The sequence below is a fragment of the Wenzhouxiangella limi genome (genome assembly GCF_010499265.1).
In the GTDB taxonomy this organism is placed as follows: Bacteria; Pseudomonadota; Gammaproteobacteria; order Xanthomonadales; family Wenzhouxiangellaceae; genus Wenzhouxiangella; species Wenzhouxiangella limi.
In genome coordinates, this window is sequence record NZ_JAAGSC010000041.1 from 134,841 (window position 1) to 148,303 (window position 13,463).

The following is a 13,463-nucleotide window of genomic DNA, read 5'->3' on the forward strand; positions in this document are numbered from 1 at the left end:
CATACGGCAGCGAACGTGTGGACATCATCGTTAGTTTCGGGCACACTCCCCCATCTTGCCCGTTACCGGAGTCAGCGTGCCCAGTGTTGTTGTCATCCATGGTCCGAATCTTGACCTGCTCGGCCGTCGCGAGCCGGAAATCTATGGTCGGACCAGCCTGCAGGAGATCAACGCCCAGCTGGCGCGATTTGCCGAAGACTGCGGCGTGGCGCTGTCTTTTTTCCAGTCCAACGCCGAGCATGAACTGATCGCGCGTGTCCATGAGGCCGGCCACGAAGCTGCCGACTGGATCATCATTAATCCGGCAGGTTTGACCCACACCTCGGTGGTCTTGAGAGATGCGCTGGCTGCAGCCGGTGTTCCCTTCATCGAGGTTCATCTGAGCAATCCCGAGCGCCGCGAGTCGTTCCGGCATCATTCCTACCTGGCCGATCTGGCTGAGGGCAGGATTTCCGGATTCGGCGCCGATTCCTACCTGCTGGCGCTGCAGGCTGTGATCAATCGCTTCGACCTCAAGACCTGAAAGTCACCGCTCACCGGAAAGTGAGATACTGATGGATCTAAGAAAAATCAAGAAACTGATCGAGCTGCTCGAGGACTCCCAGCTCGGCGAGATCGAGATTCACGAAGGCGAGGAATCCGTTCGCCTCATTCGCCATTCAGGCTCCGTGGCCGCACCCGCTGCCGTTCCAGCGATCGCGGCAGGAGCAGGCACGACACCCGATTCGGTGCCGAAGTCATCGGCCGACGATCTCCCTGAAGAGCCGGTACTGCCGGAAGGCGACCTGGTTCGTTCGCCCATGGTCGGCACATTCTATTCGTCGCCCAACCCGGAAACACCACCGTTTGTGAAGGTGGGCAGCAAGATCTCGGTGGGCGATACCTTGTGCCTGGTCGAGGCGATGAAAATGTTCAACCAGATCGAGGCCGAACTGGCCGGCGAGGTGGTCGCGGTGCTGGTCGAGGACGGTCAGCCGGTGGAGTTCGACGAACCGCTGTTCGTCGTCCGCCGGTCCTAGGCGAGGCAGCACATGGCGCCATTCAAGAAAATCCTGATCGCCAATCGGGGCGAGATTGCGCTGCGCATCCTGCGCGCTTGCCAGGCGATGGATATCCGCACCGTGGCCGCGCACTCCACCGTAGATCGGAACCTGAAACATGTCGGCATGGCCGACGAGTCCGTTTGCATTGGCCCACCGCCAGCAGCCGAGAGCTACCTCAACGTGCCGGGCCTGATTGCGGCCATGGAGGTGACCGACGCCGAAGCCGTTCACCCTGGCTACGGGTTTCTGGCCGAGAATGCCGATTTCGCCGAGCGCGTTGAGGAATCGGGCTTCGTGTTCGTCGGTCCGCGCGCCGAGACCATTCGTCTGATGGGCGACAAGGTATCAGCCATCCATGCCATGCGCCAGGCCGGCGTGCCCTGCGTGCCTGGCTCCAACGGCCCCCTGGACGATGATGAGCGGCGCTCGCTGCGTCTGGCCGGCGATATCCGCTATCCGGTGCTGATCAAGGCGGCGGCCGGTGGCGGCGGACGGGGAATGCGAGTGGTGGAGCAGGCCGACGATCTGCTCCGAGCCATCAGTCTGACCCGCCAGGAAGCGCGCTCGGCCTTTGGCGACGATACCGTCTACATGGAAAAGTACCTGAGCAATCCCCGTCACATCGAGGTCCAGGTGCTCGCCGACGCCCACGGCAATGCGATCCATCTCGGTGAGCGCGACTGCTCCATGCAGCGCCGCCACCAGAAAGTGATCGAAGAGGCGCCGGCGCCCGGCATCACCGACAAACAGCGCGAACGGATCGGTCGAATCTGTACTGACGCCTGCAAGCGCATCGGCTATCTGGGCGCCGGTACTTTCGAGTTTCTGTATGAGAACGGCGAGTTCTATTTCATCGAAATGAACACGCGCATTCAGGTTGAGCACCCGGTAACCGAATGCGTGACCGGTGTCGACCTGATCCGCGAGCAGATCCGGATCGCGGCCGGGGAGCCGCTTCGCCTGAGACAGGAAGACGTGCGCATCAGCGGTCACGCGGTCGAATGTCGGATCAACGCTGAAGATCCCGAAAAGTTCCTGCCGCGGCCGGGTCAGGTCGAGGCTTTTCACGCCCCCGGCGGCCCTGGTATCCGGGTTGACTCGCATATTTACGATGGCTACTCGATCCCGCCGAACTATGACTCGATGATCGGCAAACTGATCGCGCACGCCGAGTCTCGCTCGGCGGCCATTGCCCGCATGCGCGTTGCCCTGGACGAGATGGTACTGCGTGGCGTGGTGAGCAATCTGCCGCTGCACCAGCGCCTGATGACCGACAGCGGGTTCGTGCGCGGCGGCAGCAATATCCACTACCTGGAAAAACTACTGGGTCTTCAGTAGCCGCCTGCCGGTTCTGGCAGGCAGCAACCGCTCGCCGCTACGGTGTCTTGCCCGACAGCGGCAGCGTACCGACAGCGGCGTGCGCGACCAGATGGGCAAGCCGGTCAAGGTCCGGAATGATGGCCGGACTTTCTTCCAGCATCACCCGACCGGCCACGCCGATGGGCCGTTCGGATTCGGGGATTTCGGCCAAGGTCGAGCGATCGACCGTGGTCAGGCGCGGAAACGCCTGGGTAAGCAGCGCGAAATAGGGCATACGCTCGCTGCCGATCAGCGATTTGGCAAAGCAGATCCGGGCCGTGTTCAACTCTTCGCGTTCGGCGATCCCGGCGAGCACTGAAAAGTGGATCAGCGGAACTTGCCAGCCCCGCCACAACAGCATCCCCGGCATCCAGGCAGGGGCATCCGATATCGGCTCCGGTTCACTGTAGCCGGTGACTTCGGCGACCGACGCATTGGGCAACAGCAGTTCGGCGCCGGTGACCGGTACCAGGACGCAGCGAACTTCCGTTGCCGTCATGACGCCGACTCCCCGGACTCATCCAGCCCGAGCTGCGCTGAGACCCGCGTGACCAGGTCATTTTCCTGGTAAGGCTTGGTCATGTAGTCGTTGATGCCGAGATCGGCGGCCTTTTTGCGGTGTTTTTCGCCGCTGCGCGAAGTGATCATGATCATGGGGATATCCATCAGCCGCTTGTCGTTGCGAACGTGGATCGCGAGTTCGTAGCCGTCCATGCGCGGCATTTCGATATCCAGCAGGATGAGGTCGGGCCGGCGGTCAACCATGACTTCAACCGCGTCCAGGCCGTCGCGGGCAGTCATGACCTCGAATCCATGCTGCTCGAGCACGCGTTCGGTGACCCGGCGTACGGTGATGGAATCGTCGACGACCAGAACCAGCCGTGCCTGGTTTTCGGGCCGCGCTGCCTCCGTCGTGATCTCGGACCGGGCCTCGCTCGGTTTGCTGCCGGAGACAAAAGCACGACGAAGCAGCGGACCGATGTCGAGAATCGGAACTACCTGGCCATCGCCGGAGATGGTTGCACCCAGGATGCCTGCCACCGAACTGATCTGGGGCCCAACCGGCTTGATCACGATCTCCCGATGCCCTTGCAGTTCGCCCACTTTCAGCGCGGCTCGCTGATCGCCGGTCTCCACCATGAGCAGGTTCAGGGTGTTGGCCCTGGGGGGCTCCGGTGTGAAGTCGAGTTGGCGCTCCAGCTCCAGCAGCGGATAGGTCTGGCCGCCGTACTCCAGCCCGGGAGATTGTTTTTCAAGCTGCGCCTGCCATTCTTCGACCGGCAGGCGGACGACCCCGCGTACGGCCTGCAGGGGGATCGCAAACTGTCGCTCGCCGATACCGACCAGGATGCCCTGCAGTACCGTCAGCGATAGCGGAATGCGGATAATGAATGCGGTTCCCTGACCGGCCCGGGTTTCGAGCACGACGCTGCCCCCCGTTTGACGCACCGTATTATCCACCACGTCAAGGCCAATACCGCGCCCGGCCAGCTCGCTGACCGCCTCGGCCGTGGTCAGCCCGGCCGCGAACACCAGGTTGGCGACGGCAGCGTCATCCGGATCATCGTCGATGTCAAGCAAGCCGCTGTCGATGGCTTGCTTACGAATGCGCTCCAGGTTCAGACCACTACCATCATCGCTGACCCGGATGACCAGTTCCGTGGATTCACGCGCCACCTCGATACGGATACGACCGGCTTCCGGCTTTCCCGAAGCGCTGCGCTGTGCCGGGTCTTCGATGCCGTGACTGACCGAGTTGCGCAACAGGTGTTCAATCGGTGCGGTCATGCGGTCGAGGACGTTGCGGTCCAACAGGCCTTCCCCCTCCAGCTGTACTTCCAGCTCGGCCTTTTTGCCGAGCTCCCGGCAGGCGTTGCGTATCACCCGCCGGAAGCGGGGCAGCAGAGTGTTGAACGACACCATGCGTGCCTCCATCAGTCCTTCCTGCAGCTCATTGGCCACGCGTGACTGCAGCAGCAGCAGGTTTTCGGACTGGCGGGCGTTGTCTTCCAGCAACGTCGTCAGACTGCCCAGATCTCCGGTGGATTCAGCCAGGGCGCGCGAGAGTTGCTGGATGGTGGAATAGCGGTCAAGCTCCAGAGGATCAAAGTCACCTTCAGCCGGGCCATGTTCGCGCTCGAAGCGCGCCAGCACCTGCGCTTCGGTCTCGATCTCGAGCTTGCGCAGCTGACCGCGCAGCCGGGTCACGGTTTCCCCGACCTCGGTAATGTTGGCCCGCAACTGCGTGATGTTCTGCTCCAGCCGCGATCGGAAGATGCTGATCTCACCGGCCTGGTTGACCAGGTCATCCACCAGAGCGGCATCAACTCGCAGCTGTTCGCTGCGCTGGGACGATGGCTCTTCGTGGGCCTCGGTCGTGTCGGTGGCCGATGGTTCGTCGATGATCCGGTTGGATTCGATCTCTTCGGCCTGCGAGCTAAACAGTTCCTCGACGGTTTTTGTGGGCAGCGGTCCGTGGTCAAGCACTGCCTCGAGCATGGCGTTGAGGTGGTCACAGCCGGCTTCAAGCGCGTTGCGGCGTTCCGCGGTTGCGCTGCGGGTTCCGGCAGCGATGCCCTCCAGCAATTCTTCGAGCGCGTGTGCGATCCCGGCGAATGGATCAAGCCCCACCATCCGCGCACTGCCCTTGAGGGTGTGCAAGTCCCGCTGCAGCGCCGTAATCAGGCTTCTGTCTTCCGGCGATTCCTGCCACTGTTGCAGCAGGCCGTCGGCATGTTCGAGCAAATCCATGCCTTCTTCGATAAAGGTCTCGAGTAGTTCCTCGCCGATCGCATCGTAGTCCGGGGTAAAAGCTGAGGGCTGCTCCGGCTCCGGCTCCGGCTCCGGCTCCGGCTCTGGCTCCGGCTCCGGCTCTGGCTCCGGCTCCGGCTCCGGCTCCGGCTCTGGCTCCGGCTCCGGCTCCGGCTCCGGCTCCGGCTCCGGCTCCGGCTCCGGCTCCGGCTCCGGCTCCGGCTCCGGCTCTGGCTCTGGCTCCGGCTCCGGCTCCGGCTCTGGCTCCGGCTCTGGCTCTGGCTCCGGCTCCGGTTCGGGCTCTTCGATTTGGAAAAACGGATCGTCCTCCAGATCGCCATTGATCGCCGCGAACGGATCCAGCGAAGTGGTGAAGACGGAATCATGCTCAACATCCGTTGATTCCGCTGCCGGCGGCACTGGCGATTCGCCAGTTCGTTGACGGTGGGCTTGCTCCTGCAGCGCGCTGAGCCTTCGCGCCAGTTCGGCGGTCTGGAAATGGACATCCTCGATCGGCTGACGCTCCAGGCGGTCGAGGCGCAGGGTGAACAATTCCAGAGATTCCTCGATGGCTTGCTGGCCCTCCTCGCTGGGTGCGGCCTGGCATAGATGCAGTTCGTCGAGATAGTCTTCCAGAATCTGCGCGGTCTCGCACTCGTCGCCGATCGGTGCCAACCGCATGGTGCCCTTCATGGTGTGTACCGCTCGGACAAGATCCTCCTGGATCTGACCCGGCAGATCGCGCGAACGCGCCTGCTCAACCCAGTCTGCGAGCGTGTCGAGATGATCCGACAACTCCTTGATCATCAGTTCGATCAGGGTGTCGTCGAGGTCTTCCATCTCTGGCGGCACGGGTTCTTCAAAGGTCGCGACCTCAGGCTCTGCCCAGGCCTCAGCCCGCTGAGCCAGCGCTCGACATTGCTCTGTATCCAGCGTGGCTTCGCCTTCGCCGGTCAGTCGAGCACGCAGGCTCGGCAAGGCGTTGACGGCCTGGGCAACCAGATGACCCAGGGCGTCGCTGGTCTTGATTCGCCCCTCGATGACCTGGTTGAGCAGGTTTTCGAAGGCCCAGCAGAACTCTCCGATCTCCTCGGCGCCGGCCATGCGACCGGAGCCCTTGAGTGAATGGAAGGACCGTCGCAGGGTGCTTAGTGCTTCGTCTTGCCGGTCGGGCTGTGCGAGCCACTCCGGTAGCGTTTTCTCAAGCGTCTGCGCTTCCTCTTCGAATTCTTCGAGGAAGATGGCCACGATATCGAACTCGTCGACTGGCTCTGGCTCTGGCTCCGGCTCCGGCTCCGGCTCCGGCTCCGGCTCCGGCTCCGGCTCCGGCTCCGGCTCCGGCTCCGGCTCCGGCTCCGGCTCCGGCTCCGGCTCCGGTTCCGGTTCCGGTTCCGGTTCCGGTTCCGGTTCCGGTTCCGGTTCCGGTTCGGGTTCGGACACCGTCTCCGGCCAGTACCCCAGGGCTCGCAGCCGGTCGCGCGCTGCGGCAAACTGTGCTTGGGTTTTTTCCGCGTCCGATGCCCCGATCGCCTCGAGGTGGAACTCGATGACCGTGAGCGATTCGGCGAGCGCTGTCAGTGCTTCGGGCGCCGGATCAGCAGGATTGGCGACGAACTCGCGCTGGACGAGGCTCTCGGCGGCGTCCAGCATCCGGCCGGGCTCCTCAAGTTCGGCGAGGTGGATCGCTCCGGCAATGCGCCGCAGGATGCTGCCGGCCTCGGAGGCGGCATCGCCCTCGGCCTTGCCGCGAGCCAGGCCATCGAGCAGGTGACGGGCGTGGGCCAGGTCCTCGATGCTTTCCCGAATGAGATGGCGCACGATGCGCTGGAGTTCGGAAGCCGGCAGCAGCGTGGGCGCGGCTTCGGGTTCGTTTTCTTCGTCGATGGCGACCCGGGCAGCCGCGGAGAAGCCTTCGGAAAGACCGGATTCGACCACCAGCAGCTCTCGCGCCACCTCAAGCAAAGTGGGGTCATCGACATCGCTGCCGACCGAAGAAAGGCGTTTCGCCTGTTCGATGATGCGCTGGCCGAGGGCGTCGAGGCCGATCATTGCCAGGCTTTCACCAACGGACTCCAACAACTCGGTCTGGTGCTCGAGCACGTCCGGATCCCGGTCGCTTTCCAGCTGCGAGCCCAGCACGTCCTTGATCCGCGCCAGGTCTTCGCGGGCGGCTTCGGTGACCGCGCGAATCAGATCACGATTTCGCCCGGCCAGGAAAACGCTGGCTTCCAGTTCGGGTTCGGAGAATGCTTTGTCGAAGTCGAAAGCCGCAGCCAGTTCCCGCGTCATGGGTGAATCCGACCCCGAGGAGGCAACCTGGAACAGGACGGCCCGAACCGCGCTGTCGGCGCGGCTGCCGATGACGAGTTCGTCCGTTTCGCCACAGACTTCCTTGAGCAGGGTGTCGAGCCGAGAAAAATGTCGTGAGACGTCGGCCGAAAACTCGATTTGCCCTGCCTCGATCAGCTCGGCCAGCCCGGCCAGCGACCAGGCCAGCCGTCGCAGACCGTTGGGCAGCAGCGGATGGTTACGAATCCGCATCAGAGCCTCACCCACGCCAGCGAAGAGGGCGGCCTCGCGGCCACCGGTCAGGTAATTCCTCAAGGCCAGCTGAAATTGACGCCGAAGCTCGGGAAAGCCGGGCGAGCCATCGGCCTGGTCGGCCGGCGGGCGAACGCCGCCCAGTCGCACCGGGAAAAAGTCCGCTTTGTCCAGGGCAGGTTGACCGGCGGCTACTCGCAGGTCATTGATCACCGGAAGAATGACGCCGATCTGGTCGCTGCCGCTGGCCTCAACGTAGTCCAGATAGTCCGGAAGAATCGCCGTGGCTTCCAAAACGGTCTGAACGGTCTGCTCTGTGTCTGTGGTCTCTGCGTTCAGGGCAATCAGCGCGTCACGCATGGCCTGGGCCATCAGGTCACCGCTTTCGAAATTGAGCACGGCCAGGCTGCGGTGGACTTTTTCGCAGGCTTCGGTGGCTTGCGCCAGCAGCTGGTCACGGTCGGCCGAACTCTCGTCGGCCCAGGACTCCAGCGAATCGCGCACGTCGACGCACAACTCCTCGAGCATCGGGCGAGTCCATTCCAGGGATTCCCGGCTCAGCGGCGAATGGCTCACGGGTTGTCTCCGCTCGGGATCCGTGTCGCCTTGATGCGCCTGGAGCTTGTCACGCGTCGTCGTCCTCGGGCAACTTGAAGTCTGCGACCGACTCGCGCAGTTCCCGCACCAGTTCGGCCAGGCTGGCAACGGAAGTCGCTGTCTGTCCGGTGCCCTCGCTGGTCTGGACTGAGATGTCGCGAATGCCGTTCATCATCGCGGCGATGCGGGTTGCGCTGCGCGATTCTTCCTGGGCCTGGTGCGATATGTTCTGGATCAGCCCGGCCAGGTCGTTGGACACCCTTTCAATCGATTCAAGCGCCTCGCCGGCGTCCTCGGCCAGCCGCGCCCCGGACACGACCTGGGAAGTGGTTTCTTCCATCGAGTTGACGGCTTCCGAGGTGTCGGACTGGATGGTCTGGACCAGCGCCTCGATGCGGCGAGTGGCGTCGGTGGCTCGTTCTGCCAGCCGCTGGACCTCGTCGGCGACCACGGCAAAGCCGCGTCCGGCACCGCCGGCAGAAGCGGCCTGGATGGCGGCGTTCAGCGCGAGCACGTTGGTTTGTTCGGAAAGCCCGCTGATCAACTCAACGATGTCGCCAATTTCCTGGGAGGATTCTCCAAGCCGCTTGATGCGCTTGGAGGTTTCCTGGATCTGGTTGCGGATGTTGTCCATGCCGGCGATGGTCTGGCGAACCATGTCGGCGCCGCGATTGGCGGTCTCGACCGAGCTTTGGGCAACTTCGGCCGATTCATTGGAGCGCCCAGCCATGTCGTCGAACGACCGGGCCATTTCGTTGATGTTGTCTGTGGCGGTGCCGATCTCTCGCGCCTGGTGTTCGCTGGATTCGGCAAGCTGAATCGTGGTCGCACGCGTCTCCTGGGCCTGCGCGGCCACCTGGCGGGCGGTACTGTTGACGCCGGCAACGAGATCGCGCAAGGCCTCAACCGCGTAGTTGACAGAGTCGGCGATGGCGCCGGTCACGTCTTCGGTGACCGTCGCCTCAACGGTCAGGTCGCCGTCGGCCAGCGAACTCATTTCGTCAAGCAGTCGCAGAATGGCCTCCTGGTTGCGCTGATTGATCTCGGCGGTCATGCGCGCATTGCGGCGCTGGTTGCGGTAGGCGCCCAGACCCAGCGAGAATAGAACCAGCAAGGTGGCGGCCGCCAGGACGATGCCCGCGGTCAGCGAGGGCCAAAGCCGCGCCTCGTCAAGGTTGCGGTAATCATCGGCCAGAACGGCCGCCTGCGCGGTCAGTTCTTCGGCATCGAAGCCGATTTCATCGGCGGCCTGACGCACTTCGAACAGGTCGGTCGAGGCCGTCAGGATGGTTTCCACGTCATCGCCGACATCGGCGAAAAGACTGCTCACCGACTCCAGTGTCTGCCGCGCTTCGGAGTCTGTCACCTGCTCGACCCCGAGCTCCTCGGCGCCGTCCAGCAGGCCCCTGAGCACCCGACCAAACAAAGTGGCGTCGCGGCTGAAGCCGTCGGCTGCGGTCATGGCGCCGCTGCCTCCGTCGATGATGTTGCCGACTTCACGCAGCATGCGATCGGCCAGCGCCAGCTGGCGACTGGCTACGTAAATCTGTGCCGGCTCGGCCCGAGTGGCGACAAGGCGCTGAACGACCTGGTCGGTGGTCGCCTGCAGTCGAGGTACGGCAGCAGAAAAGTCGGCCGCGGCATCGGCCAGCGTCAGCAAAAGGTCCGTGCGCTCGATGAGTTGGCCAGAGTCGCGGTCGATGCGACGCCAGATGTCTTCCAGGGTAGCCAGCGACGCGTTCACGTTGTCCGGCGAAGGAGGGAGCGCAAGCGCCGGATTTCCTTCGCGCAGGCTGTTCACGGCCTGACTGATGTCGCTGCGCAGCCCGGCGAGGTCGCTCAAGGCATCCACATCGCCCTGGGCGGCTTCGCTGGCCGTCCTGGCCAGTTGCTGGGCCCGCACCTGGATGGCAGTCGTCAGGGCCAGGTATTCCGCCTCCTGGCGCGCGCGCTCGTTGAGCAGATAAAAATTCCAGGACGCCGCTCCCAGCAACGCCGCCAACAGAACAAACAGCAGCCCCTGTCCCGGCGACAGCTTCTGTGAGGCACTCTTGCTTGCAGCACGAGTCATTGGTTTTCCTTGTTGGCTGTGACGTTCATGGATTGCGATTTCACCAGCCTTCCCGGGCGCCGTTCATGAAGTCGGCACGCTGTCCCAGTTGATCCAGTTCGAGAATTCCCCAACGCGTGTCTCCGGCCGGGAAGGACTGGCTTACCAGGCCGGACAAGGGTGTGTCCTGCCATTGCTCATCGGGGGTCAGATCGTCGGTGTGGAAATGTCGCTGGCCCAGTACTTCGTCGACGATCAGACCAGCCAGCCGCGACTGGAAACGCGTCAGGATCAGTCGTGACCGGGGCGTGGTAACCGTCGGGTCACCGAACAGGTACCAGCCAAAATCCGAGACCGGCGCCAGATTGCCGCGCACGTTGGCGATCCCGAGCAGCCATTCGCGCGTTCCGGGGATGGGCGTATAAGGCGGCGGAGCGATGATTTCCTCGATCAGATCGATACGGCAGGCGAGGTGATGGTTGCGCACCCGAAAGCCCACCCCGGACCAGTTGCTGATCGTTTGTTGGCGCTGCGCTTCTCCGGCGTCATGTTCAAGGCTTCGCCGCTCGTAGTCTACGAGGCGGGCAAAAAGGTCAGCGTTTCCGGGCTTGTCTTTGGCGTGCGTGTCTGCGGATTGTTCCATCGGCGATATCCCGGAGAAAGCCTGTGCCGCTCTCGGCGCCTTTTCAGGCCGCGGCTGTCGCGTTCAGCTGATCCCTCACCGCACTGAGCAGTTCATCGCGCGTGAAAGGCTTGGTCAGGTAGTGATCCGATCCGACGATTTTGCCGCGGGCCTTGTCGAACAGCCCATCCTTGCTGGTAAGCATGATCACGGGCACCCGCCGAAAGCGCGCGTTGTTCTTGATGATGGCGCAGGTCTGGTAGCCGTCAAGGCGCGGCATCATGATGTCGACGAAAATCAGATCCGGCTCGTGGCGATGAATAAGCGCAAGTGCCTCGAACCCGTCAGTTGCGGTAATGACCTCGCAGCCCTCTCGCGTCAGCATGGTTTCCGCCGATCGCCGGATGGTCCGGCTGTCGTCGATCAACAGGATTTTCAGGCCGGCAATCGCCGTAGCGTCCTGGTTGCTGCTGGGGCTGTCATGTTCACTCATAAGCCGCTATGGTAATCGCCGGACCATCCCCCTTGTAAACTATTGCGTAGGGTAGACGATCTCGGTCTGGTTTGCCAATCCGGTGGAACAATACCCTCTATGATTTTGTCTTGAATACGAATTTCTGGATCAGGCCGCATTAATGGCGGGCTGGTTTCTGGGGAATACGGAGGCGCCGTGTGCAAAGAAAGCATCTGATCATGGTCATGGACGATATTGCGAGCATCAATATCGTCAAAGACACCTCTTTTGCGCTTTTGCTGGAGGCACAGCGCCGCGGGTACGAGGTTTTCTATCTCGGCGAGAAGGATCTCTACCTCGAAGGGCACCATGCGGGCGGCGTCATGCGGCCGCTGCGGGTCATGGAGGATCCGACCGGCTGGTTCGAACTGGGAGAGCCAGTCCGCCACCTGTTCGGTGACGACGATCTGGTCCTCATGCGCGCCGATCCCCCGGTTGATCCGGACTACCTCCACGCGACCTACCTGCTGGAGCAGGCGGAGTCGGCCGGTGCGCGGGTGGTCAACCGGCCGCGGGCGCTGCGCGACTTCAACGAAAAACTGGCCATCGCCCGGTTTCCCGACCTGATTCCGGCGACGCTGGTCAGCGCCAGCCATGCCCAGCTGCGCCGCTTCATCGCCGATCACCGTCAGGCTGTTCTCAAGCCGCTGGACGGCATGGGAGGACGCGGAATCTTTTTGGCGCGACATGATGATCCGAATCTCAACAGCATGTTCGAAGCGCTGACCGGCGGCGAGCAGCGTCCCGCCATGGTGCAGGAGTTTCTGCCGGCCATCAGCGAGGGCGACAAGCGGATCCTGGTTATCGGCGGCAAACCGGTCGATTATGTGCTGGCGCGGATTCCGGGCGGCGAGGATTTCCGCGGCAACCTGGCCCGCGGTGGCCGTGGCGAGGGCAGGCCCCTGAGCGCCACTGACCGCGCGATGGCGGAGGCGCTGGGTCCGGTGCTCTTGGAAAACGGAATCTACCTGGCGGGTCTCGACGCGATCGGCGATCGCCTGACCGAAATCAACGTAACCAGCCCGACCTGCATGCGTGAACTCGACGCCCAGTTTGGCCTGAATCTCGCCGGCCTCCTGTTTGACGCGATCGATCCATGACTGCTGTCGGTTCCAACCTGCGCGGAACCGACTCCCTGGCCATGGCGCTGGCCCTCGCTGTGGGCCTGCATGTGGCCGTCATTGGCCTCGTGCATTTCGATTTCGAAACCTTCCGCGCCGAACGCGAATTGCCCAGCCTGGACGTCGTGCTGGTGGACTGGGCTACCGAGGAGGTGCCTGAGGAGGCGGATTTGCTCGCTCAGGTCAGCCAGTCGGGCGGTGGCGAAAGCCCTGAAACCGGTCGTCCGCCAGAGCCAACGCCGGCGACCGAGCCGGCGCCGGAACCGAATATCCCGCAGCCGATCGCCGAAGCCGGTCAGTCGAATCCGCTGCCCGAAGAGCTGATCGCGGTGGACGAGTCCAGCGACCCGCTGCTGCTTGAAAAAGAGCCGAGCGAGCGCCTGGAAGCCGATGCGCCCGATCCGCGGGAGCTGGTCGAGCAGTCCATGGCCATGGCCCGGCTTAATCCGGAGCGAAGCCGCCAGAGCGAGGACTTTCGTCAGCAGCCGAGGCGGAAATTCATCTCGGCGAGCACGCGCGAGCATCTGTATGCCAGCTACATGAGCGCGTGGATTTCCAAGGTTGAGCGAATCGGCAACATGAACTATCCGGAAGCCGCCCGGAGGCAAAACATCGAGGGCAGCCTCGTGCTCAGCGTCGATATCCTGCCTGACGGCGGCATCGATCAGGTCCGCGTACTGCGCTCGTCCGGCCATGCGGTGCTCGACGAGGCGGCGGTGAAAATCGTCCGTCTGTCCGCTCCGTTCGCCGCGCTGCCCGAGGAGATCACCGACCAGGTCGACATCCTGACCATCACCAGAACCTGGCAGTTCAGCAGTTCCGGGGGTCTAATACAGGGCTGAGGCAGCGCGCCTGCTAGAATCAT

The 13,463-nt window shown here is 63.3% G+C and carries 10 protein-coding genes; 5 read left to right on the top strand and 5 right to left on the bottom strand.

Annotated features, from left to right (window positions below):
- The first annotated feature begins 76 nt into the window (after positions 1-76).
- Genes aroQ through accC form a run of 3 tightly spaced genes read left to right on the top strand, consistent with a single transcriptional unit; the run spans position 77 to position 2,381 of the window.
- Complete coding sequence (aroQ, locus tag G3I74_RS09345) at positions 77-523, top strand: type II 3-dehydroquinate dehydratase (RefSeq protein WP_164211329.1); 447 nt, start codon at positions 77-79, stop codon at positions 521-523.
- 31 nt (positions 524-554) lie between these two features.
- Positions 555-1,019 carry an acetyl-CoA carboxylase biotin carboxyl carrier protein gene (gene accB, locus G3I74_RS09350; RefSeq protein WP_164211330.1) on the top strand — a complete coding sequence of 155 codons (465 nt, stop codon included), beginning with the start codon at positions 555-557 and terminating at the stop codon, positions 1,017-1,019.
- A 12-nt stretch (positions 1,020-1,031) separates the two neighbouring features.
- Positions 1,032-2,381: an acetyl-CoA carboxylase biotin carboxylase subunit gene (accC, locus tag G3I74_RS09355; RefSeq protein ID WP_164211331.1), complete on the top strand. Its 1,350-nt coding sequence runs from the start codon at positions 1,032-1,034 to the stop codon at positions 2,379-2,381.
- A 37-nt stretch (positions 2,382-2,418) separates the two neighbouring features.
- On the opposite strand, the gene G3I74_RS09360 is transcribed toward accC, so the two are convergent.
- Genes G3I74_RS09360 through G3I74_RS09380 form a run of 5 tightly spaced genes read right to left on the bottom strand, consistent with a single transcriptional unit; the run spans position 2,419 to position 11,456 of the window.
- Entirely contained in the window at positions 2,419-2,901 is a 483-nt protein-coding gene (locus G3I74_RS09360; protein ID WP_164211332.1) for a chemotaxis protein CheW, read from the bottom strand.
- Entirely contained in the window at positions 2,898-8,270 is a 5,373-nt protein-coding gene (locus G3I74_RS09365; RefSeq protein WP_164211333.1) for an Hpt domain-containing protein, read from the bottom strand. The genes G3I74_RS09360 and G3I74_RS09365 overlap by 4 nt, the downstream gene beginning before the upstream one ends.
- A 49-nt stretch (positions 8,271-8,319) precedes the next feature.
- Positions 8,320-10,362 carry a methyl-accepting chemotaxis protein gene (locus G3I74_RS09370; RefSeq protein ID WP_164211334.1) on the bottom strand — a complete coding sequence of 681 codons (2,043 nt, stop codon included), beginning with the start codon at positions 10,360-10,362 and terminating at the stop codon, positions 8,320-8,322.
- A gap of 40 nt (positions 10,363-10,402) precedes the next feature.
- Positions 10,403-10,984: a chemotaxis protein CheW gene (locus G3I74_RS09375; protein WP_164211335.1), complete on the bottom strand. Its 582-nt coding sequence runs from the start codon at positions 10,982-10,984 to the stop codon at positions 10,403-10,405.
- Positions 10,985-11,027: 43 nt separating this feature from the next.
- Entirely contained in the window at positions 11,028-11,456 is a 429-nt protein-coding gene (locus G3I74_RS09380) for a response regulator (RefSeq protein ID WP_164211336.1), read from the bottom strand.
- Positions 11,457-11,635: 179 nt separating this feature from the next.
- Here G3I74_RS09380 and gshB point away from each other — a divergent pair, with 179 nt between their 5' ends.
- Positions 11,636-12,577, top strand: a complete 942-nt coding sequence (gene gshB, locus G3I74_RS09385) for a glutathione synthase (RefSeq protein WP_476726643.1) — start codon at positions 11,636-11,638, stop codon at positions 12,575-12,577.
- Positions 12,574-13,440, top strand: coding sequence for an energy transducer TonB (locus G3I74_RS09390; RefSeq protein ID WP_164211337.1), 867 nt, complete (start codon positions 12,574-12,576; stop codon positions 13,438-13,440). The genes gshB and G3I74_RS09390 overlap by 4 nt, the downstream gene beginning before the upstream one ends.
- Positions 13,441-13,463 lie beyond the last annotated feature (23 nt).

What these genes read in the sequence shown, in the direction of transcription:
- G3I74_RS09370 (WP_164211334.1), bottom strand. Translation starts at nt 10,362, where the DNA reads ATGACTCGTGCTGCAAGCAAGAGTGCCTCACAGAAGCTGTCGCCGGGA.
- G3I74_RS09390 (WP_164211337.1), top strand. Translation starts at nt 12,574, where the DNA reads ATGACTGCTGTCGGTTCCAACCTGCGCGGAACCGACTCCCTGGCCATG.
- G3I74_RS09375 (WP_164211335.1), bottom strand. Translation starts at nt 10,984, where the DNA reads ATGGAACAATCCGCAGACACGCACGCCAAAGACAAGCCCGGAAACGCT.
- G3I74_RS09360 (WP_164211332.1), bottom strand. Translation starts at nt 2,901, where the DNA reads ATGACGGCAACGGAAGTTCGCTGCGTCCTGGTACCGGTCACCGGCGCC.
- accB (WP_164211330.1), top strand. Translation starts at nt 555, where the DNA reads ATGGATCTAAGAAAAATCAAGAAACTGATCGAGCTGCTCGAGGACTCC.
- accC (WP_164211331.1), top strand. Translation starts at nt 1,032, where the DNA reads ATGGCGCCATTCAAGAAAATCCTGATCGCCAATCGGGGCGAGATTGCG.
- G3I74_RS09380 (WP_164211336.1), bottom strand. Translation starts at nt 11,456, where the DNA reads ATGAGTGAACATGACAGCCCCAGCAGCAACCAGGACGCTACGGCGATT.